The organism is Pseudomonas sp. C9, from assembly GCF_002000165.1.
In the GTDB taxonomy this organism is placed as follows: Bacteria; Pseudomonadota; Gammaproteobacteria; order Pseudomonadales; family Pseudomonadaceae; genus Aquipseudomonas.
Genome location: NZ_MPAK01000001.1, coordinates 4,045,248 through 4,065,943, shown reverse-complemented (window position 1 = coordinate 4,065,943; position 20,696 = coordinate 4,045,248). Strand labels below are relative to the sequence as shown.

The window sequence follows — 20,696 nt, the reverse complement described above, 5'->3', positions numbered from 1 at the left end:
TACCCGTTATGTCGGGAGTGGACGAATACAAGACCCGAAAGGGGAATATGTCCGGCCCGTCTCTGGTGGGTTTCTTAGCTCCCGACACCCATAACGAATGCCCTAAGAAAGCAGCCAGAGGTAAAGGAAATGCCTGACTACCCGACCTTCATGATGAAGGTGAATCGCCGTACCCATACGCCCAATCGCGCGCTTCTGTCTCAGGAGGCTCGCCATGTCTGACCCGCTTGTTTCAACCCTTTTCACTCGTCACGATATCTACCTTCACGCGCTACTGGTGGAGAACCAGGCCTGGTTCTGCGCTCACGACCTCGGGCGGTTGATGGGGAAATTCCTCGACGAACGCATGTCACGCAAACTCGATGCAGACCAGCGACAGATGATGCTGGTGGATGCTCACGGCACAGCAGAAGAACGTCTGATGATCAGCGAGTCTGGTGTCTACGCGTTGCTGGTTTATCACTATTGCCCGGAGTATCGGCTGCTACGCGAATGGCTGACGCACCAAGTGATTCCGGCACTGCGTGATGCTCGTACATCGCGATCAGTTGAAAGGCCAACGTTGAGTGTTCTGGACTGGCCGAAGATGTCGCTTTGCATGTTGCACTGGCAGGATGAACCTTGGATTCGGTTGCGGGACATGCCTTGCGTGTTGACGGATAATCCTTTGAATCAACGCGGATCCTGGTGGCGGAAGGCGTCGCGAGTGTTGCGAGGTTTCTGATCATTCATTGCCGTACAAAAAATCCGCTGCTTGAGTTTCAAGTAGCGGATTTTGTTTAGTAGCGTATTCACTGACGCCATCGCGAGCATGCTCACTCCCCCAGGTTTGGTATGTTGCCGCTGGTGTCGGAGTGTTGAAAACAGTCGCTGTCGTCATTCAAGCGACTAGGAAAAATTTACCGCGTCGCTAAGGCTTGGAAAATTTTATCGGCACATGTGCACGAAGACAGCGAGCTGTAAGGATTGCGCTGCCGTACCGATAAAAAGAGAAAACACCTAGAGTCATCAAGGACTCGTCCTACAGCCACGATCAGCCACGTTCGTTAACGTCGCGCAGCCCCTTTTCCGGGGCTGCCGATGGATGAACGAAAGGATGATCAGTGGCTGGCAACAAGGACATTCCGCGGATTAAGAATCCACCCTCCGGTGATGGGCATCACGTCACCTACCGCTACATGACCGCCACCGAATTGGCCGAACGGGATGCCAGGCAAAAAGCCTACGAGGCCATGCTGGCCAGGCAAGACGCCTTCGAGCGCAGCCGTCAGGTCATAGCGGAAAAGCAAAGACCGGCTCAAGCCGGATGTGTCTTTGCCAAGTCCTGCAACCTGCCGGACGCCATCATCGATTACTCGAATCCTTCGGGTGTTGTGCCGACAGACAGCCTTAAGAATTATGGCGAAATTGCCTGGCTCGGCGCTCGTGATGTAGGCGATGCCGGGCTGCTGAATCTCGAAACCATCAGCGGCAGTACCGTCGCACTCGGCATCGGTCGACTGGCACTTAGAGCCCCGGCTCTCGCTGTACCTTTATTGGCACTTGAGGCTGCCTCTGCTACCACATTGGCCGGTGTCGTCGCGTTGTTCTGGACGCCGAGCCTGGGTGATAGCGCGCTCTATACCGAAGAACAACTGCGTGCCCTGAAACAGGCCAGAACCCGCGTTCGTTTGCAGGTCGAGCAACAGGCTGATGGCAGCCTCAAGGGCTACGGGTTCTATACCGGCAAGAACCGCGATTGGGAAATGGTCGATGTCGTGCAGTTCACACTGCGCGGTAGCCAGCAGGTGGTAGATCTCGGGGAGGGTGTTGAGCTGATCTGGACGCCGCCCGTGGATGGCTCGGACATCCTCGGGATTCCTGCACTGGAGGCTGCCCCGCAAGCACCACATATCTGGGTTTACCCGCCGACGAAAGCGGCTGACAGCATCATCGTAAACCCGGTTTATCCTCCGGAGTACAAGGATTTCATTCTGGTGTTTCCCGTGGAGTCGGGGGTAAGGCCGGTCTATGTCGTTGTCAGTATTTCTCATCATTACTACCCGAAGCCACATACCTTGCCGGCCTTCCCGGATGCAAAATGGGCCCCAGGCAAAACCCGCATGAAGGGCGGGGGCCTACGTCCTCGTTGGAAGGATAAAAAAGGCACGATTTACGAATGGGACTTCCAGCACGGCGCAGTGGAGAAATACAACAAACGCGGAAAACACTTGGGCGAGTTTGATCACGCATCAGGCAATCAGACAAAACCCGCAGACCCAACGAGGACGGTAGAGCCATGAAGCACACGGTGATGGGTATCTATGAGGGAGACGACTTTGCTTCTTATGAGAACGTGCTTCCGATCAAAAGCGAGGAGCTCGCGGTATTGATGGGCTGGAAGGATCAAGAGGACTATGTGTATGACTACCAATTGACGAAGGATCAAATTACAGCCATTGAACAGGCCTGCTCGGTTTCGTTTCCATCCGATCTCATTCTTTTTTTAACCACCAGTCAAAATTGACGTGTGATGGGCTTACGGTGTTTTGAAAACAGTCAGTGCAACCCGCCCCGACTCCCGCTATTAATACCCTTCCCACTCAAGGACCCGAGCCCTGCCATGAAATTCGACCTCGCCTACTGCCTAAGCCTCGACGACAAGCTGTCGATCTATGACGTGCGCGATCTGAATTTCGACGAAACCATGGAGTTTGACTCCGCCAAAGAGCACTTCCAGTGCCCCAACGATGCCTGTCGTTTGGCGTTCGATCCGGCCAACCTGCTGACAACCTTCAACGCCAAAAACGTGAATTACGTCCGCACCCCGCACTTCAAAAACACCCCCAGCACCCGGCACGTGGCAGATTGTCCTTATGTCGGTCTCAAAGCCTCGGCGTCAGGTGTGGACGTGGACGGTGCGGAAACGGATGACAGTCGCGAGGAGCATTTCCCGTCGGAGTTGTTACTGACCCGGCGTCAGTATGTTCGTCAGCCGTCGAACCCGGCGGGGGCGGCGGATGAAGTTCGAGACGTCCCGAATACCGTTTCGCCGGACAGTCACACAGAGCTCCCGAGCCGCGAATCGGCGCCAGACAAGACCAGTGTCTTCGCCCACCCGGTGGAGTGTTTTGTGTCGAACTTCGAGGACAAGGAGCTGCTCAAGCGCATGCCGCTGAAGATTGGCGAGCACACGGCGCCGTACGGGTCGTTCTTCAAGAAGATCGAGTATCTGCAGGACAACAAGGGGCTGATTTACTGGGGCAAGATCAAGGAGATCAAGGATTACACCCAGAGCTTTCGCATCGATTTCGAACAGAAGGTCTGGTTCAAGCAGGCGGAAGAGGCGAAGAAGAAGCCTTATTCGGTCAATGTTTACTTGAGCAAGAAGCTGATCGACAACTACCGCAAGCGCAAAGCATTTCTGGAAGAGATCAAGCACGCCATCGAGAGCGGCAAGGATTTGCATTGTTTCTTTTATGGCGTGACGCCGGAGTTGAAGCAGGTGCCGAGCAAGAAAAACCCCGAGCAGACGTTCGGGGTTTTCAGTGCGAATATTGAGAACCTGGATCACTTCATTGTTCGGGAAGCGCCGGGGTTGGCCGATAAGTAACAGCGCTCAGTTCAGAGACATGCTGAGCATCACCAACACCAGCAAACCCACGTAAACCCACGCATGTATTCGATCCGGAATCCGCCCGATCCAAGGTGTGGCCAATCGAATCCCCAGCAACGATCCCATCGTCAAAACCGCAAACGCCAGCAGATCCACATAGCCGATAAACCACGACCCCAAGTCAAACTCGCTGAATCCCGCCATGGCCATGTAAGTCACCGTGCCAGCCACCGCGACCGGCAGGCTCAACGGATTGGCCATCGACGTCGCCTGACTCATGCTCAACCCGCAACGCCGCAACAATGGCACGGTCATGACGCTGCCGCCCACGCCGAGAAACGTCGCGATGGCTCCAATTCCTACACCACCGCCGGACACTTCCGCCCTCCCCAATCGCCGTGGGATTGCGTTGTCGGTGCGTGTAAGAAATCCGCGTCTAACCAGGCAATCCACAATAGTCACGCCCAGGTACGCGATGAATGCATAACGAATCACCTCGCCACTGACCCACATCGCGGCGACCGCGCCAACCACCGCGCCCAAACCAATGAACCCGCCTAATGGCCACAGATAATGGCGAATGAGGTTACCGGCGCGCCGGTGTTTGCCTGTGGCGATTAGTGCGTTGACGATCATCACGCAGGTCGAAGTCGCCACGGCAATGTGCATCGCCGCTTGCCCGACCGGGTCGTCGGCGCCGTGGCTCGCGGTGAGCATGCGGTAGAGCAATGGCACGACGACGAAGCCGCCGCCGAAGCCGAACAGCACCGCCGTGATGCCGGTCACGCAGCCGAAGAGTGTTAGCAGGAGATAGAACATGGCGCGTCGTCCGTTGGTTGGGAGCGGTCGACGATAGAGCGATGCGCCTTGGCCTGCTTCAGCAAGTCAGCCAATAATGTTCGCGTTTACGCCAACTGCTGGAAGCCGCTCGATGCGCAATGTTTCGATTGATTTGCTGGATGACACGCCTCGCTCGGTGGTGGCGATCGGCACGGATTATTCCCACGGCCATGTGTTGCCTCGTCATACACACCGGCGGGCGCAGTTGCTGTATGGCGCTACCGGGGTAATGCAGGTCAGCACGCACGACGGCAATTGGGTGGTGCCGCCACAGCGCGCGGTGTGGATTCCGCCGGGGATGGCGCATGAGGTGCTGATGCTCGGGGTGAGTACACGCAGTGTGTATATCGAACCGGCAGCGGTTGATCTGGGGGATCGCTGTCAGGTGATCAGTGTGTCGCCGTTGATGCGACATTTGTTGATGGAGGCGGTGGAGATCCCGCTGATGTATGACGAGGCCGGGCGTGACGGTGCACTGATCGACTTGCTCCTGCACGAACTGGCGCGCAGCGCTCACCTGCCGTTGCACATTCCCCTGCCCGTCGATGCGCGGTTATTGGGGTTGTGTCAGGCGTTTCTGCGGCAGCCGAATGTTCACCAGCCGCCGCAGCAATGGGCCGATCAACTGCACATCAGCCTGCGGACGTTTAATCGATTGTTTCGACAACAGACCGACATGAGTTTCAGCCAATGGCGGCAGCGAGCCTGCGTGGTATTGGCCCTGGCGCGGTTGGCCTCGGGGACGGCGGTCACGCGCATCGCGCTGGATTTCGGTTATGACAGCCCGGCCGCGTTCTCGACCATGTTTCGTCGCGTACTGGGGCAGCCACCGTCCGTCTGGATGGAAGCCTCGAAATAGCACAAATCAAAAAATGAGTTTGATCCGGGCGCAAAACAACTGTACAAAAACACAGTACATTTTAAATCAGCACTCTCGAGCCCGGAGAACACCATGGCCTCTCATGCGATGAAAATCACCCTGGAACGTATCGCCCTCTTCCAATTCACCCCGGCCCACTGCGCCCAGGCCCGAGCGATGCTGGGGTGGAGTGTTGATGAGCTGGCTCGGGAATCCGCGGTTTCGGTAGAGGCCATCGAGCGGTTTGAGGCCAGACGCGATGTGCTGGACGTTACCCGGTTGGCGTTGGCGTATTGCTTTGAGGCGCAGGGCTTGGTGTTTTTCCCGGGGTTTGCGCCGGGTCGAGGGATGAATGTGAAAGGGTCTACGCCGAACCCGGTCGGGCGGGCGGATTATGCGATGGTTGAGTAAGAGAATCATCGATTGACGATTATCCCCATATAGGCATATTTTTGCATGAGTACAAGGAAGTCACTCCTGTGGGTTTGCAGCAGTAAAAAAGATCTCAAGCAAATGCCCGCAGATGTACAAGACGTTTTTGGTCACGCTCTAGATTTGGCGGAACGCGGCTTAAAGCATCCCGAAGTAAAGCCTCTGAAGGGGTTTGGAGGTGCTGGTGTACTTGAGGTGGTCGAGGACTTCGATACGAACACTTACCGTGCCGTTTATACCGTTCGCTTTGATAACGCAGTTTATGTTTTGCACTGCTTTCAGAAAAAATCGACTTCAGGCGTCAAAACCGCACAGCGCGATATCGAGTTGATCAGAACCCGACTCCAAGCAGCACAGGAACATTGCAAAAGGATCTAAAACATGATTGAAATCGAAGAAAGCAGTGGGAACGTCTATGAAGACCTAGGGACGCCCAATGCCAATGAAATGCGAGTCAAATCTCAGCTAGCTGCAAAAATCGGCGAGATCATCAAGGCTCGTCATTTAACTCAAGTTCAGGCTTCACAAATTTTGGGCCTATCGCAACCCAAGCTTTCTGAGATGTTGCGCGGTAAGTTTCGCGGTATCAGTGAGGCCAAGATGATGGAATGTCTTTCCCTGCTAGGACGTGATGTGCAAATCGTTATTAAATCGGCCCCACGTTCGAGAAAAGAGGGCCGGATTGAAGTGATTTTCGCCTGAGTGGTGTAAGCCCGTTGTTATGCGTTCTGCGCTGTGACCTGATCGCGTTCACTTTCCGTCCCGAACCACCACGCACTCCCGCGCTGCGGATACTTCACGTTGAACGCCTCGCCCATTTGCGGCGTGGTGATCGACACATTGCGCTCCCAGGCCAACGCCAAAATCCGGTCAAAGGGCTCGAACCAGGCATGCATCGACAGATCGAAAGTGCCGTTGTGAATCGGCAATAACCAGCGTCCTTTGAGGTCGATGTGCGCTTGCAGGGTTTGCTCCGGCTGCATGTGCACGTGCGGCCATTCAACGTTGTAGGCGCCGGTTTCCATCAGTGTCAGGTCGAACGGGCCGTGCTGTTCGCCGATGCGCTTGAAGCCATCGAAGTAGCCGCTGTCGCCGCTGAAGAAGATCCGCGTGTCGCCGTCGATCATCACCCACGAAGCCCAGAGCGTGCTGTTGCCATCAAACAAACCACGGCCGGAAAAGTGTTGCGACGGGGTGGCGATGAACTGGATGCCGTCCACTTCGGTGCCCTGCCACCAATCGAGTTGGCGCACTTTGCTGGCGTCCACGCCCCATTTGATCAGCGTGTCGCCGACGCCCAGCGGGGTGAGGAAGTAGTTGGCCTTGTCTGCCAGTTTGAGCACCGCGTGATAGTCGAGGTGGTCGTAGTGGTCGTGGGACAGGATCACCGCTTCAATCGGTGGCAATTCGTCCAGGCTGATCGGTGGCTGGTGGAAACGCTTGGGGCCAGCCCATTGCACGGGTGAAGCGCGCTCGGCGAAGACCGGGTCGGTGATCCAGAATTTGTCCCGCAGTTTCAGCAGGACGGTGGAGTGGCCGAGGCGGTAGACGCTGTGGTTGGGCGCTGCGATCAACGCTGCCTGGGTCAGGGTTTGCACCGGCACCGGGGCCGCCGGGCGGGTGTTGCGCGGTTTGTGGAAGATCATGTTCCACATGATGCGCAGCATTTTGCGAACGCCTTCGCGTTGCACGGGTGCATGGTTTCGAAAGAGTCCTTCTGCCTGACGGGAAGCTTCAGGCGTAGGGGCGTTATCCGCAGGGGAAGTAGAAGTGGCCATGACTGAGTGACTCCAGAAAAACCGCAAGATTGCAGTTCTTCACGGTGGGACGATAAATGGCCAAAGCACGCACGCATCAGCCGGAGATCTATTTTTTGCTGAGCAGGATTAACGAAACGTTACACTGCACAGTGTAGTTTCTAGGTTGCATCAAAGCTGATGACAAGTAAACTACCAAGTGTAACTTTCCTCAGCCTCCTGCCGAAGCGTACTTATGACAGCTCCACAGCGCCTCACCGACCGAAAACGCGCAGCCATTATCCAGGCGGCGATTGTCGAATTCCGTGCTAACGGTTTCGACATCACCAGCATGGACAAGATTGCCGCCACTGCCGGCGTGTCGAAGCGCACGGTGTACAACCACTTCCCGAGCAAGGAAGAGTTGTTTGCCGAAATCCTCAATCAATTGTGGACGCGGGTGCTGTCCGAACAGGAAACGGCCTACCGCCCTGACCTGCCCTTGCGCGACCAGATGCGCGTGATGTTGCAGGCGAAAATGCACATGCTCGGCGATGAGAATTTTCTCGATCTGGCGCGGGTGGCCATCGCCGCCACGATCCATTCGCCGGAACGCGCGCAGAACATGGTCGCCAGGATGGGCGAGCGTGAAGAAGACCTGACCGTGTGGATTCGCACAGCGCAGGCCGATGGTCGATTGAAACTGGTCGACCCCGCGTTTGCCGCCCAACAGATTCAGGGAATGCTCAAGTCATTTGCGTTCTGGCCGCAGATTTCCATGGGGTTGCCGGGGCTGTCACCGGAGATGCAGACCACCGTGGTGGAGTCGGCGCTGGACATGTTCCTGGCCTGTTATCAGGTCTGCGAAAAATGACACGGTTCCACCCTTCCCCTGCAGGGCTCGGTGCTAAATAAATCTGCGCTATGTGTTTCAGAATGAAACTGGCGCGGGGGCTATAGTGAGCGTCAGTCCCCGCGCCATGCAGAGAGCATCATGACCACCCCAACCACTGATACGAAGCCCGTCGTCGATCATTTGCGCTTCCACCGCCCTCACGCCCATCTCGCGCCCACCTTCGGCAACGACAAATTTGCCCTGCGTGCGGAAGCCTTTGCGCGGTTCTTTGGCACGCCGACTTTTCTCGGGGCACAGACGCTGATTGTGGTGCTGTGGGTGTGCCTCAACCTGTTCGGCGTGGCCCACTTCGACCTGTATCCGTTCATCCTGCTCAACCTGGCGTTCAGCCTGCAATCGGCTTACGCCGCACCGCTGATTCTGCTGGCCCAGACCCGTCAGGCAGCGCGCGACAAGGCGCAGTCCGACGCCGATGCGCAACACCGCGAAGCCTTGGCTGTGGCCAACAGTGAACGTCAGGCCCAAGCCGCGCATAACACTGCGCAACTCTTGGCATTGCTTGAGCAAAACACCCGGCTCACAGAGATGACCAAGACCCTGACCGAACGCATCGAAAACCTGACCTCGGAAATGCATCAGCACTTCGTGCGCAAAGAGCCGCCCAAGGTTTAATGCGCGCTCAAGGCAATCGCAGCGCCCGCCCCAACTCATCAAACAGCGTCACCACCGAGCGCAAGGCGCGGCAGTCCGGGCGGGTCAGCAGCCAGAGCGCGGTGTCGTAACCGTGCAAAGGACCGGTCAGCAGCTGCAACGTGTCGCCGATCAAAAAGTCCGGTAATGCCGCGACACCTAAGCCGGCCCGCACTAGCTCGGTCACCGACAACATGCTGCTGCAGCGATAGGCCGGTGTGACGCCCGGCAGGTGCTGACGCCGCCAGGCAACGGTGGGATGGTCAGGCAGGAAATCATCGGGCGCGATCCAGGTCAGCGAAGCCAGGTCTTCAGGGTCGACAGACTTCAGGTACCGCTGACTGGCACACACCCGGTAGGAAATATCCGCCAGACGTCGACCGACCAAATGCTCGGGCGGTGTACGCGTCAGGCGCAAAGCGATGTCAGCATCTCGACGACTGAGGTTGGCGAAGTCGTTGGAGGTGCTCAGCTCAATGGTCAGTGCCGGATAGGACGGCATGAACTGCGCCAGCGCCGGCAGCAGCAAACCTTGCAGAACCGAATCGGTGCAGGTCAGGCGCACGGTGCCGCAGATGACTTCCCCGCCCTGTTCCACACCAATTCGCGCCGCGTCCAACGCTTGTTCCGCTCGCTCAGCCTGCTCGGCCAGGGTTTGCGCGAGCGTGGATGGCAAATACCCGGCGCGGCTCTTTTCGAACAGTTGTTGCCCCAATGCCGCCTCCAGTCGGCGGACGGCGCGAAACACTGTCGAAACGTCGACTTTCAGCAGGCTCGAGGCCCGGGACAGAGAGCCACCGCGCACCAGGGCGAGGATCAGGGCCAGGTCGGGATAGTCCAGTCGATAGTGCGTCGATGCATTGATCACTTGGGATAACGCCAATATTGATTGCGTGAACGCCAATCTATAGTGGGTACCAGGAATCAACAAGCCGAGAGAGCACTCATGGAAACCACTGCAACCCGCATCGCCCTGATCGGTGACTACGACCTTCAAGTCACCGCCCACCAAGCCATTCCCATTGCCCTTGGCATGGCCGCCGAAGCATTGCAGCTGGACGTGCAATTCCAGTGGTTGGCCACCGACCAGATCAGCGCCAACAGACCGCTGCAAGATTTCGATGGTTTCTGGTGCGTACCCGGAAGTCCTTACCGCGACATGGACGGGGCGTTACGGGCGATCCGGTTTGCCCGGGAGCAGCAGCGACCGTTCCTCGGCACCTGTGGCGGGTTTCAACATGCGGTGTTGGAGTACGCCCGTCATGTGTTGGGGTGGGAAGATGCCGAACACGGCGAGACGCACCCTGATGCCGCGCGGGCGCTTCTGACGCCACTGGCCTGTTCGCTGGTGGAAGCGGTGGACAGCATTCATCTGGTTGAAGGTTCGTTGATCGCCAAAGCGTACGAAACGACTGAAATACACGAGGGATATCACTGCCGCTTCGGTGTGAATCCTGAGTTCGAACGTGAGCTATTGGTCCAGCAGCTACGCGCCGTTGGGCATGATTCGCAGGGGGATTTGCGGGCCGTTGAGCTCACGGGGCATCCGTTCTTTGTCGCCACGCTGTTCCAGCCGGAACGTGCGGCGCTCAAGGGTGTTCTGCCGCCGCTGGTCCGCGCTTTCATCAAGGCTTGTGTGAGGTAGAAACCATGACGACGCCTTACTACGCGGTAATTTTCACCTCCCGGCGCACTGAAGGTGATCACGGTTACGCCGAGGCTGCCGAACGCATGGTGGCACTGGCCCGTGAGCAGCCGGGGTTTCTCGGCGTAGAGTCGGCTCGGGGTGAGGATGGGCTCGGGATTACGGTTTCGTATTGGGCCAGTGAAGCGGCGATTCTGGCGTGGAAACATCATCCCGAGCACAGTGAGATTCGTGAGCGTGGGCGGTCGACCTGGTACTCGTCGTGTCATACGCGGGTGTGCCGGGTTGAACGGGATTACCGGTTTCAGCACTGAAAATTGTGGTGTTCTTTCGGCCGCCTTCGCGAGCAAGCCCGCTCCCACACTTGATCTATGTTGCACCGGAGATCAAGTGTGGGAGCGGGCTTGCTCGCGAAGAGGCCAGCACAGTCGCCGCAAAACTCAGCCCCGAACAAGACTCCGCACCGCCGCTATCTCCGGCACTTCCTGCCGATTCATGTACACCCGCAACGGCTCGGTGATGTTGATCCGGTCATCAATGTTCTGATCCAGCAGCAACTGAATCAACTCACGCTTGAGCGTCATGGCCTGCCCCGGCCCCGGCGCCCAGACAAATTCACTGGTGGGAATAATGCCGTCATCGGCCACGTCCATGCCGAACGAGTCTTCGCTGAATCGCACAATGTAGTGGCCGGTCTTGCGGTTGAGGCCGACAAAGCCTTTGAGTTGGTCGGCGGCCTGGCAGATAAGCTCGGAAGTGATGCGCATATAAACCTCACAAAAAGTCGTTTCTACGACCGGTGATCAATGGTTTACACGCAAGGGAAACGACACGGTTTTCCCTCTGCCGGGGAAATTGCCGTGACCAAGAGTACTGCAAAGAAGTGCACAGTTGCGCTGAAAAATTCTGCTTTGAACACGTTTATGTCGGTCTGGCGATAGCGCCGGCAACGCTCAGTTGTTAAAAGGGACGTCTTTGATTACTCATTGCGAAAGGATCTCGACCATGCCGGTTACCTTCACCAAAAGCGCCCTGCTGCTGAGCCTGATGCTCGGTCTCGGCCAGGCACAAGCCGCCAACGAGCCAACCCCGACAGCGCTGGCAAGCCGTTTGGGCATTCCGCACCCGGCGGTGATCGCCCACCGCGGCGCGTCTTTCGATGCGCCGGAATCCACCGCCGCCGCCTACAAACTGGCGCGCGACCTGGGGGCCGATTATCTGGAGATGGACCTGCAACGCAGCAAGGACGGCGTGCTGTTTGTGCTGCACGACAACAATCTGCAACGCACCACCGACGTTGCCAGCAAGTTCCCGGATCGCAAGGACAGCCCCGCCAACGCGTTCACCATGGCCGAGTTGAAAACCCTCGACGCCGGCAGCTGGTTCAACAGCGCTTACCCGGATCGTGCGCGTCCTTCCTACGCGGGTCTGAAAATTCTGACGCTGGACGAAATCATCGATATTGCCCAGGGCAACCCACTGCACAAACCCGGCCTGTACATCGAGACCAAAGAGCCAAAGCAATTCCCCGGTATTGAGCGCGACCTCAAGGACAAATTGCAGGACCGTGGCTGGCTGAGCCCGGCCGGTTCGAAACTGGCGAAAAGTGATCTGGCCGTCGGCCAGGGCAAAGGCAAAGTCGTGTTGCAGACCTTCGAGAAGAGCAGCCTCGAACTGCTGCAAAAGGAAATGCCGAAGGTGCCGAAAATTCTGCTGTTGTGGGTCGGCGAAGGCAGTATCGAGCCCAAATCCAAGGTGACGTTCGCCGAATCCGGCGATAAGGACAAAGCCACTTACTACGCCAGACAAGAGCCGAAGGATAAAGCCGAATTCCAGCAATGGGTCGAGTACGCCAAGGCTCAGGGCGCTATCGGCACCGGCCCTTCCGCCGCGCTGACCCAAGGGGGCGACCAGAGCTACTCGGACCTGGTGAAACCGTGGATGAACCAATACACCCACGATCAGGGCATGCTGGTGCACGTGTACACCATTGATGATGCGCTGGATTACCAGAAGGTGATGGATGCCGGGGTGGATGGGATCTTTACTAACCGGGCCAGTGAGTTGTTGAAGTTCTACAAGCGGCCGGCAGCGGGGACTGTTGCGCAGTTGCTGCAGAATAACGGTTACTGATTCGGGACCGCGGTGCGGCTATCGCGGGCAAGCCTCGCTCCCACAGGGATTGTGCAACCCCGCGATGGCTTTCTGGAATTAAGGATGAGTTAAGTTGCCACCGTTAATCTGGCGCCACTTAAACAGCTCAACCCAAGGAAAGATCTTCATGAAAACCCTGACTGCCCTGTTCACCGCCGCTGCCCTGACCCTCACCGCTGGCCTGGTCCAGGCCGATGTCCGCGTCGACCAGATCCCTGAACTGGTCAAAAGCGGCAAGATCAAGCCACTGGAAGAAATGAACCAGGCAGCGCTGAAACTGCACCCGGGCGCGACCATCACCGACACGGATCTGGACAACCACTTCAACGGCTACGAATACGAAGTTGAACTGCGTACCGCCGACGGCGTGGAGTGGGATGTGGATTTCGATGCCGCGACCGGCAAAGTCCTGAGCAACAAACAAGACAAGTAATCGCCCCGCAAAAGCCGCACGATTTACCAATCGTGCGGCTTTTTTGCGTCTGCAATTCAGACTACGCCAACACATCGTCGGCCCGCTAGAATCTGTCCACGGTGTTCAAACAGAGATTGATTGAAATGGGCCAAACAGCGGCAGCAGACATCGCCTTGATCGGCAGGATCAGCGCCGTACCGGCCATCCTTCAAGTGGTCCGCGAGTTGACCGGCCTGCGCTTCGCCGCGGTGGCGCGCGTGACGGAGGACTCCTGGACGGCGTGCGCCGTGCTCGACCAACTGAACTTCGGTTTGCAGGTCGGCGGTGAACTGGAGGTCACCACGACCCTTTGCCACGAAATTCGTCAGGCCCGCCAGTCGGTGGTGATCGACAAGGCCAGCGAAGACCCGCGCTACCGCGATCACCACACGCCGCGTATTTATCAGTTCGAAAGCTACATCTCCGTGCCGATCTTCCGTACCGACGGACGCTTCTTCGGCACCCTCTGCGCACTTGATCCTCTGCCCGCTCAGCTAAAATCCAGCACGATCCAAAGCACCATGGAATCCTTCGCGCGCATGCTGGCACTGCAAATCGAGGTCGAAGAAAACCAGCAACACACCGAGTTGGCGCTGAAGCAGGAGCGTGAAAACTCGCAACAGCGCGATCGGTTTATCGCCGTGCTCGGCCATGACTTGCGCAACCCGTTGTTCGCCATCAGTGCCGGTGCCGAAATGCTCCTGCGCAAACTGCCTGACCCGGCGAACCAGCAACGGGTCCAGCACATTCTGACCAGTGCCCAACGCGCAACTCGACTGGTCGATGACGTGCTGGATTTCGCTCGCGGTTCCTTTGGCCTGGGCATTCCGGTGAACATCGCACCGTGCGCGGATCTGGATGCGGCTTTACGGCATGTGATTTCCGAAGTTCAGAGTGTTCACCCGGACCGCGTCATAAAATTTTCCATCGGCGATTTACACAACGTCCCGTGCGATCGCGAGCGGGTCGCCCAGTTGCTGTCCAATCTGGTGGCGAACGCGGTAGTCCACGGCGATCCCCAAGGTCCGGTCGAGGTCAATGCGCAGACCAACGATGGACACTTCGTACTGAGCGTAAAAAATCAGGGACTGATTGCCGAGGACGCATTGGCGTATCTGTTCCGCCCCTACTCGCGACCGGCCAGCGATACTCCGCAGACCGGCCTCGGGTTGGGTTTGTACATTGCCAGTCAGATCGCGCAGTCCCACGGTGGAAAACTGGACGTGGTCTCGACCGCGCTACAGGGTACGACGTTTACCTTCACACTGGCTTTGGCACTGTGACGACAACATCAACGCATCAGGCCTCGTTGGCGTGACTCACTGACGATTGACTGTTGAACACCTCGACCTTGGCTCGGAAGGAACTTGATGTAGAGGTAGTGCCATCCAGATGCTTGATCGCGTAGTGAACGTCTTTCGAGCCAGTTACTCTAGCCAGCGCCTCTTTGTCCAAATCAATGTGTACAGGAAAGAAATCACCTTCCCGATAGCGGTGAGTGGCAACCACGATGTCGCCGAACAACACAGTGATTACTTCGCCTATTTCAAAATCTTCCCGCGCCGGGATGATGACCTTGGGTATCAATGGGTCTGCCTGATCAACGTGTAAAACGACTACCTGACCACCGACAACTGACATTGGGCTCAAAATTTCGCTCATCTCAAAGCTCCTCGTAAATTGGGTGCATGTTCAGTCCGAAAATGCATACCAAGGCTTATCAAGCGCTGAGGATAAACTCCTGTCTACTGTCAGAAATTACAGGTAGCCGTTGGTAGCCGCTTACCGAGAACAGGCAATCGAAGGGCATCTGACCGCCCCGGTCATGCAACACTCATCCTCTAGACGGACGTACTGACCAGCGAACCCGACGTGCTGGAATCGGCATCCTGTAACGCCTGCAACAACGCCGCCGTCGCCGTCTGCAATGAACCCGCCGTGGTCGCAATCTGCGACTGAGCCGCCGCGACATCAGCGGCTTTGGCGTCTGCATCCTCCTGTTTCGCCTGGGCCGCTTGCAGCTGTTGCTGTTGTTCCTGCATCTGCTTTTGCAGCTCGGCGATTTGCTTGCGCAAGGTTTTCACCGCATCGGATTCTTCGCTGCTGCTGGAACTGCTGTCGCTCGACGCGGGAGCGCCGCCGTCGGCCAGTTTAGTGTCGTCGGAAGGCGTGGCGGTGACGGAGGTGTCTGCGGCGGGAGCGCTGATCGAGGTTTTGCTGGTGGAGGTGGTGAGGGTCTGGTTGATGGATACAGAGGTGATGCTGACCATGGGAATTATCCAATGTGGGTGCTGGGTATCTCCCTCATCGACAAGTTCAGGCCGGATTTGAGATCGACTGTGTACCGACTCGGTAAGCGAGCCGGTACACATTCAGTGCCGCTAAGCGCTCAACCGCGCCGTCACTTCATTCAACTGCGACGATACGCTGTTCAGGTTGTGGCTGGCCGCCTCGGTGCGTTGCACGTTGTCCAGATTGGTACTGGCGATGCTGGTGATTTCCGTGAGGTTGCGCGAGATGTCCTCGGCGACCGATGTCTGCTCTTCGGCGGCGGTGGCGATCTGGCGGTTCATGTCGCGAATCGCTTCGACGGCTTGGGTGATCCGCTCCAGCATCGCGCCGGCTTCGGTCACTTGCTGCACGCTTTCCTCACTGCGTGACTGGCCGCTTTCGATGGCCTGCGCCGCGTCGACCGCACCGGTTTGCACAGTCTGGATGATTTGGTTGATCTCGATGATCGACGCTGCCGTGCGCTGGGCCAGGCTGCGCACTTCATCGGCGACCACCGCAAAACCACGCCCGGCTTCACCGGCACGGGCCGCTTCAATGGCGGCGTTGAGCGCCAGCAGGTTGGTCTGTTCGGCGATGCCGCGAATCACTTCCAGCACCTTGCCGATGCGGCCGCTGTCGGTTTCCAACTGACGAATGACCGTAGCGGTATTGGCGATTTCGCCACGCATTTGAGTGATGGTGCGGATGGTGCCCTGCATGACTTTTTCGCCCTGCTGCGCGGACTGGTCAGCGTCGTCGGCAGCCCGTGCGGCATCGGCGGCGTGACGGGCGACTTCTTGCGCGGTGGCGGACATTTCGTTCATTGCCGTGGCCACCTGATCGGTGCGGTTGAACTGCTCGTTGGTGCCGCCCGCCATGAGGCCGGCAATCGAATTCAGTTCACCGCTGGCACTGTCCAGATCCTTGGCGCTGCGCTGCAAATGGCTGAAGGTTTCGGCGAGGAAATCGCGCAGGGTGTTGGCCGCGACCGCCAGTTTGCCCAACTCATCCTGGCGGGTACTGGCCACACGCTCGGCAATTTTTCCCCGGCTGAGTTGCGCCACGTATTCGATCAGTTTGCGAATCGGTTCGACCAGGTTGCGGTTGACCAGCCACAGGCTCAACAACCCGATCAGCAAACCCGAAACCAGCATAACGATGATCCCCAGCAACACGGTGCGCTCAGCCTCGGCACTGATCTGCTTCGACTGTTCGCTGCCCTGCTTGCGCAATTCGGCGACCAGTTCGCTCATCTGGTCACTGGCTGCGCGGTCCACACCTTTCACCGCGGTGTCGCCAGCGGTGGGGTCGGCACCGGCGGCCACATAGGCATCACGACCCTTTTGATAGGCGGCCCCGAGCAGGCGGTGTTCATCACGCAGGCGTTCGATGCGAGTCTTGAGCTGCGGTTCGATGCCCTTCTGCCCGGCCAGTTCGCCGAGGATGCTTTGCACATCGCGCTGACGGTCTTCGAATTGCTTCCAGTATTTGTCCAGGTCCGCCGGTTGCTTGCCACGCAGCAAGACGTTTTTCCATTCCTGGACCTGCACCTTGAATTGCAGGTTGGCTTCATCGATCAACTGGGAAGTGTGCAACGGGCCGTCGATCAGGTTCGCGTAGCGCTGAACGCCGCTGGAAAGGAAATGAAAGCAGGCCAGGGCGATCAACAGCATCGCAAAGAGGCTGCCGCTCAACAGGGCGAGAATTTGCGCTCTCAAGGACTTTTGCAAAAGCATCGAAGGGTACTCATGACAGAAATTAGGCACGCCCCGGTAAGGCGTGAAAGGTGTCCGGACTTCCTTGTCTGCGACGTCGGCTGACGGCCGAAGGCGCGCAACTTAACCCAAGCGTAATCGGCGTGCCAGAGCGGTTCTTTAATCAAATCCGACCGTTGGCAGAGCCACTATTTCGCCTTCACCGCCCTGTCACAAAACCGTCAAAAATCCTTGCGATGATGCGGCTCAAGTGAACCTGTAAAACCCGCCGTAACGCGATCCTGTAGCCGCTGGCGAAGCCTGCGTTCGGCTGGAAGCAGTCGTGTAATCAGGCAATGCGTTGTGTCAGCAAGCCCGCGTGCTCAGGTTTGACGACTGCTTCGCAGCCGAACGCAGGCTTCGCCAGCTGCTACATGGAGCGGCATACCCCTTGCGAGCACTCATGAACCACAGCATCGACCACAGCCATCGCGACACCGATCTGTTCGGCCTGCTCTACGGTTTCAGCTTTCGTCCCGGTGAACGAGGTCGGGAGATTGATTCGGCCAAGGCGCTGCACTACCTGCAACACCCCGAAGACGACGAGCAGTTTCTCTGGTTGCACTTGAACCTGGCCCACGCCGCGTGCGAGCGCTGGATGAAAAGCCATCTGGAGCTGCCGGAGGAGTTTTTCGAAGCCTTGCATGAAGGCTCCCGGTCGACCCGCATCGAGCATGTGGACTCGGCCTTGCTGGCGGTGGTCAACGATGTGGTGTTCAACCTCAGCAGCATGGTTTCCTCGGATGTCTCGACGCTGTGGGTGTGTGCCCGCAGCCGGCTGATCATCAGCGCGCGCCTGCAACCGCTGCACTCGGTGGATAAGTTGCGGTCCTCGGTGAAGGCCGGTGAATGTTTTCGCTCGCCGCTGGAATTGCTCGTGCATCTGCTGCGCGACCAAGGCGAAGTGCTGACGCAAATCGTGCGCAAGACCAGCCAGAGTGTCGATCAGATCGAAGATGAGTTGCTCTCTTCACGCCTGTCGACCAACCGCGCTGAACTGGGTGCCAACCGCCGGGTGCTGGTGCGTTTGCAACGTCTGCTGGCGCTGGAACCGGGTTCGCTGTTGCGCCTGCTCAATCGGCCGCCGCAATGGTTGCAGAAGGAGGACGTCAAGGAGCTGCGCAAGTCCACCGAAGAGTTCGCCCTGATCATCAACGACCTCACGGCGCTGGGTGAGCGGATCAAGCTGTTGCAGGAAGAAATCGCCGCCAACCTCAACGAACAGAGCAACCGCACCCTGTTTACCCTGACCGTGGTCACGGTGCTCGCGTTGCCGATCAACATCATTGCCGGTTTCTTTGGCATGAACGTCGGCGGAGTGCCGCTGTCGGGCGACCCCGAAGGGTTCTGGATTCTGGTGGCGCTGGTGGCGACGTTTACCGTGATCGCCGGGCGCTGGGCCTTTCGCAAGCGCCAGGATTACTGAGCCCCCGAGACCTGTAGCAGCTGGCGAAGCCTGCGTCCGGCTGCGCAGCAGTCGTAAAATCAGTCACTGCGGTCTTTCAGGTAAAACGTGTGCTCAGGATTTACGACTGCTGCGCAGCCGGACGCCGGCTTCGCCAGCTGCTACAGGGTAGCGCGGTGAATTCTGATTAACGGATACGCAAAAACCCCAAACCCTGACCTGAAGCAGTCTCCCTGTAACAATTAGCAACGACTATCACTGACACACCTCCCTCCTCAGGATTGTCAGTCATGGCTACTCCTTCCTACCCCACCGATGCCCAGGCTTCCGCCAGCAGCGGTAAACCCCAACTCGACAAAAAGCCCAGTGCGTTCACGCTGGTGATTTTTTTCGGCGTGTTGGCCATCGGGCTGCTGTTTACTGCCTACAGCCTGATGCGCGACATGAACGAACTCGGCACCGTGGTGACCACCTGGACCCCGTTTCTGCTGTTGGGTGTGGCGCTACTGATTGCCCTCGGCTTTGAATTCGTCAACGGTTTCCACGACACCGCCAACGCGGTGGCGACGGTGATTTACACCAACTCGATGCCGCCGAACTTCGCGGTAGCGTGGTCCGGGTTCTTCAACTTCCTCGGTGTGCTGCTGTCCAGCGGCGCGGTGGCGTTCGGCATCATTGCCTTGCTGCCTGTGGAGTTGATTCTGCAAGTCGGCTCCTCCGCCGGTTTCGCCATGATCTTCGCCCTGTTGATCGCCGCCATCCTGTGGAACCTCGGCACGTGGTGGCTGGGTTTACCGGCTTCGTCTTCGCACACGCTGATCGGTTCGATCATCGGCGTCGGCGTGGCCAATGCCCTGATGCACGGCCGTGACGGCACCAGCGGCGTGGACTGGGCCCAGGCGACCAAGATCGGTTACGCGTTGCTGCTTTCACCGCTGGTCGGTTTTGGTTTCGCCGCGTTGCTGTTGCTGGCCCTGCGCGCGTTCGTCAAGAATCGCTCGCTGTACAAGGCCCCCAAAGGCAACACCCCGCCACCGTGGTGGATTCGCGGCATGTTGATCGTGACCTGCACCGGCGTCTCGTTTGCCCACGGCTCCAACGATGGCCAGAAAGGCATGGGCCTGATCATGTTGATTCTGGTCGGCACCTTGCCAATGGCCTACGCGCTGAACCGCGCCATGCCGGCCGACCAGGCGTTGCAGTTCGCGGCGGTGGCCGAGGTAACGCAGCAAGCGCTGGCCAAGGCCGCGCCGCAACCGGCCCCGGCCGATCCGCGCCTGGTGCTGTCCGACTACGTGCGCAGCAAGGAAGCCACGCCGCAACTGGTGCCGGCGCTCGCCGCCCTCACCGGCCGCATCGGCGCCGAGGTCAAGGGCTATGGCGCGCTGTCCAAAGTGCCGGCCGAGGCTGTGGGCAACGTGCGTAACGACATGTACCTGACCAGCGAAACCATTCGCCTGATGGACAAGAACAAGGTCGGCAACTTCGACGCCGACACCAGCAGCAAGCTGCAGCTGTTCAAGCAGCAGATCGACAACTCCACGCGGTTTATTCCGCTATGGGTCAAGATCGCCGTGGCGATTGCACTCGGGCTGGGCACCATGGTCGGCTGGAAACGCATTGTGGTGACGGTCGGCGAGAAGATCGGCAAAACCCACCTGACTTACGCCCAGGGCGCCTCGGCGGAAACCGTGGCGATGCTGACGATTGGCGCCGCGGATATGTTCGGTCTGCCGGTGTCGACCACCCATGTGTTGTCTTCTGGCGTCGCCGGGACCATGGTCGCCAACGGCGGTGGCTTGCAGATGAAGACCATCCGCAACCTGCTGATGGCCTGGGTACTGACCTTGCCGGCAGCGATCCTGTTGTCGGGCAGCCTGTACTGGTTGTTCACCCAACTGTTCTGATCGACAAACCCCTGTAGCAGCTGGCGCAGCCTGCGTCCGGCTGCGCAGCAGTCGTAAGTCCTGTGCATGCGGTATGTCTGATGGACCGCGCGTTATGG

24 protein-coding genes are annotated in these 20,696 nt (G+C 58.2%); 17 read left to right on the top strand and 7 right to left on the bottom strand.

Features of this window, described 5'->3' with window-relative positions:
- Positions 1 to 214: 214 nt before the first annotated feature.
- From BMS17_RS18980 to BMS17_RS18965, 4 genes are all read left to right on the top strand, one after another.
- Positions 215 to 724, top strand: coding sequence for a Bro-N domain-containing protein (locus BMS17_RS18980; protein ID WP_077431423.1), 510 nt, complete (start codon positions 215 to 217; stop codon positions 722 to 724).
- Positions 725 to 1,103: 379 nt separating this feature from the next.
- Entirely contained in the window at positions 1,104 to 2,282 is a 1,179-nt protein-coding gene (locus BMS17_RS18975) for a colicin E3/pyocin S6 family cytotoxin (protein WP_077431421.1), read from the top strand.
- Positions 2,279 to 2,506: a hypothetical protein gene (locus BMS17_RS18970; RefSeq protein ID WP_028939376.1), complete on the top strand. Its 228-nt coding sequence runs from the start codon at positions 2,279 to 2,281 to the stop codon at positions 2,504 to 2,506. The genes BMS17_RS18975 and BMS17_RS18970 overlap by 4 nt, the downstream gene beginning before the upstream one ends.
- Before the next feature lie 96 nt (positions 2,507 to 2,602).
- Positions 2,603 to 3,592 carry a hypothetical protein gene (locus tag BMS17_RS18965; protein WP_077431420.1) on the top strand — a complete coding sequence of 330 codons (990 nt, stop codon included), beginning with the start codon at positions 2,603 to 2,605 and terminating at the stop codon, positions 3,590 to 3,592.
- Positions 3,593 to 3,598: 6 nt separating this feature from the next.
- Here the strand turns inward: BMS17_RS18965 and BMS17_RS18960 are convergent, their stop codons facing one another.
- The gene (locus BMS17_RS18960) at positions 3,599 to 4,414 is read right to left on the bottom strand and encodes a sulfite exporter TauE/SafE family protein (RefSeq protein WP_077431418.1); all 816 of its coding nucleotides are present in this window, start codon (positions 4,412 to 4,414) and stop codon (positions 3,599 to 3,601) included.
- Positions 4,415 to 4,526: 112 nt separating this feature from the next.
- Here BMS17_RS18960 and BMS17_RS18955 point away from each other — a divergent pair, with 112 nt between their 5' ends.
- The 4 genes from BMS17_RS18955 (at position 4,527) to BMS17_RS18940 (ending at position 6,428) form a co-directional block, all read left to right on the top strand.
- The gene (locus BMS17_RS18955; protein WP_077431416.1) at positions 4,527 to 5,294 is read left to right on the top strand and encodes a helix-turn-helix transcriptional regulator; all 768 of its coding nucleotides are present in this window, start codon (positions 4,527 to 4,529) and stop codon (positions 5,292 to 5,294) included.
- Positions 5,295 to 5,387: 93 nt separating this feature from the next.
- Positions 5,388 to 5,705, top strand: a complete 318-nt coding sequence (locus BMS17_RS18950; protein WP_077431414.1) for a helix-turn-helix transcriptional regulator — start codon at positions 5,388 to 5,390, stop codon at positions 5,703 to 5,705.
- A gap of 45 nt (positions 5,706 to 5,750) precedes the next feature.
- Positions 5,751 to 6,104, top strand: coding sequence for a type II toxin-antitoxin system RelE/ParE family toxin (locus tag BMS17_RS18945; RefSeq protein WP_077431413.1), 354 nt, complete (start codon positions 5,751 to 5,753; stop codon positions 6,102 to 6,104).
- 3 nt (positions 6,105 to 6,107) lie between these two features.
- Positions 6,108 to 6,428 carry a helix-turn-helix domain-containing protein gene (locus BMS17_RS18940; protein WP_077431412.1) on the top strand — a complete coding sequence of 107 codons (321 nt, stop codon included), beginning with the start codon at positions 6,108 to 6,110 and terminating at the stop codon, positions 6,426 to 6,428.
- Between the two features lie 17 nt (positions 6,429 to 6,445).
- Here the strand turns inward: BMS17_RS18940 and BMS17_RS18935 are convergent, their stop codons facing one another.
- A complete protein-coding gene (locus tag BMS17_RS18935) occupies positions 6,446 to 7,504 on the bottom strand; it encodes an MBL fold metallo-hydrolase (RefSeq protein WP_077431411.1) in 1,059 nt (352 codons plus the stop codon).
- Positions 7,505 to 7,718: 214 nt separating this feature from the next.
- On the opposite strand from BMS17_RS18935, the gene BMS17_RS18930 reads away from it, so the two are divergent.
- Both BMS17_RS18930 and BMS17_RS18925 read left to right on the top strand, forming a co-directional pair.
- The gene (locus BMS17_RS18930) at positions 7,719 to 8,336 is read left to right on the top strand and encodes a TetR/AcrR family transcriptional regulator (protein ID WP_077431410.1); all 618 of its coding nucleotides are present in this window, start codon (positions 7,719 to 7,721) and stop codon (positions 8,334 to 8,336) included.
- Positions 8,337 to 8,456: 120 nt separating this feature from the next.
- Positions 8,457 to 8,990 carry a DUF1003 domain-containing protein gene (locus BMS17_RS18925; protein ID WP_077431409.1) on the top strand — a complete coding sequence of 178 codons (534 nt, stop codon included), beginning with the start codon at positions 8,457 to 8,459 and terminating at the stop codon, positions 8,988 to 8,990.
- A gap of 7 nt (positions 8,991 to 8,997) precedes the next feature.
- On the opposite strand, the gene BMS17_RS18920 is transcribed toward BMS17_RS18925, so the two are convergent.
- On the bottom strand, positions 8,998 to 9,939 hold the full coding sequence (locus BMS17_RS18920; RefSeq protein WP_077431408.1) for a LysR family transcriptional regulator: 942 nt from the start codon (positions 9,937 to 9,939) through the stop codon (positions 8,998 to 9,000).
- Between the two features lie 15 nt (positions 9,940 to 9,954).
- Between BMS17_RS18920 and BMS17_RS18915 the strand changes: the two genes are divergently transcribed.
- Both BMS17_RS18915 and BMS17_RS18910 read left to right on the top strand, forming a co-directional pair.
- On the top strand, positions 9,955 to 10,653 hold the full coding sequence (locus BMS17_RS18915) for a CTP synthase (protein WP_077431407.1): 699 nt from the start codon (positions 9,955 to 9,957) through the stop codon (positions 10,651 to 10,653).
- 5 nt (positions 10,654 to 10,658) lie between these two features.
- Positions 10,659 to 10,967, top strand: a complete 309-nt coding sequence (locus BMS17_RS18910) for an antibiotic biosynthesis monooxygenase (protein WP_077431406.1) — start codon at positions 10,659 to 10,661, stop codon at positions 10,965 to 10,967.
- Between the two features lie 126 nt (positions 10,968 to 11,093).
- Here BMS17_RS18910 and BMS17_RS18905 read toward each other — a convergent pair whose 3' ends face one another.
- A complete protein-coding gene (locus BMS17_RS18905) occupies positions 11,094 to 11,420 on the bottom strand; it encodes a DUF2025 family protein (RefSeq protein ID WP_046031980.1) in 327 nt (108 codons plus the stop codon).
- Positions 11,421 to 11,658: 238 nt separating this feature from the next.
- On the opposite strand from BMS17_RS18905, the gene BMS17_RS18900 reads away from it, so the two are divergent.
- The 3 genes from BMS17_RS18900 to BMS17_RS18890 all read left to right on the top strand — a co-directional run bounded on the left by BMS17_RS18900 (position 11,659) and on the right by BMS17_RS18890 (position 14,544).
- Complete coding sequence (locus BMS17_RS18900; protein WP_077431405.1) at positions 11,659 to 12,786, top strand: glycerophosphodiester phosphodiesterase; 1,128 nt, start codon at positions 11,659 to 11,661, stop codon at positions 12,784 to 12,786.
- Positions 12,787 to 12,934: 148 nt separating this feature from the next.
- A complete protein-coding gene (locus BMS17_RS18895; protein WP_046031982.1) occupies positions 12,935 to 13,240 on the top strand; it encodes a PepSY domain-containing protein in 306 nt (101 codons plus the stop codon).
- Positions 13,241 to 13,365: 125 nt separating this feature from the next.
- Positions 13,366 to 14,544 (top strand): HAMP domain-containing sensor histidine kinase, encoded by a 1,179-nt coding sequence (locus tag BMS17_RS18890; RefSeq protein ID WP_046031983.1) that lies wholly within the window; start codon positions 13,366 to 13,368, stop codon positions 14,542 to 14,544.
- Between the two features lie 16 nt (positions 14,545 to 14,560).
- On the opposite strand, the gene BMS17_RS18885 is transcribed toward BMS17_RS18890, so the two are convergent.
- From BMS17_RS18885 to BMS17_RS18875, 3 genes are all read right to left on the bottom strand, one after another.
- The gene (locus tag BMS17_RS18885; RefSeq protein WP_077431404.1) at positions 14,561 to 14,923 is read right to left on the bottom strand and encodes a hypothetical protein; all 363 of its coding nucleotides are present in this window, start codon (positions 14,921 to 14,923) and stop codon (positions 14,561 to 14,563) included.
- A gap of 179 nt (positions 14,924 to 15,102) precedes the next feature.
- Entirely contained in the window at positions 15,103 to 15,531 is a 429-nt protein-coding gene (locus tag BMS17_RS18880; RefSeq protein WP_077431403.1) for a hypothetical protein, read from the bottom strand.
- Positions 15,532 to 15,642: 111 nt separating this feature from the next.
- The gene (locus tag BMS17_RS18875; RefSeq protein WP_046031985.1) at positions 15,643 to 17,268 is read right to left on the bottom strand and encodes a methyl-accepting chemotaxis protein; all 1,626 of its coding nucleotides are present in this window, start codon (positions 17,266 to 17,268) and stop codon (positions 15,643 to 15,645) included.
- A gap of 421 nt (positions 17,269 to 17,689) precedes the next feature.
- Here BMS17_RS18875 and BMS17_RS18870 point away from each other — a divergent pair, with 421 nt between their 5' ends.
- Together BMS17_RS18870 and BMS17_RS18865 are read left to right on the top strand one after the other, a co-directional pair.
- Positions 17,690 to 18,712: a transporter gene (locus tag BMS17_RS18870; RefSeq protein ID WP_077431402.1), complete on the top strand. Its 1,023-nt coding sequence runs from the start codon at positions 17,690 to 17,692 to the stop codon at positions 18,710 to 18,712.
- A gap of 269 nt (positions 18,713 to 18,981) precedes the next feature.
- On the top strand, positions 18,982 to 20,598 hold the full coding sequence (locus BMS17_RS18865) for an inorganic phosphate transporter (protein ID WP_046031987.1): 1,617 nt from the start codon (positions 18,982 to 18,984) through the stop codon (positions 20,596 to 20,598).
- The last annotated feature ends 98 nt before the right edge of the window (positions 20,599 to 20,696 follow it).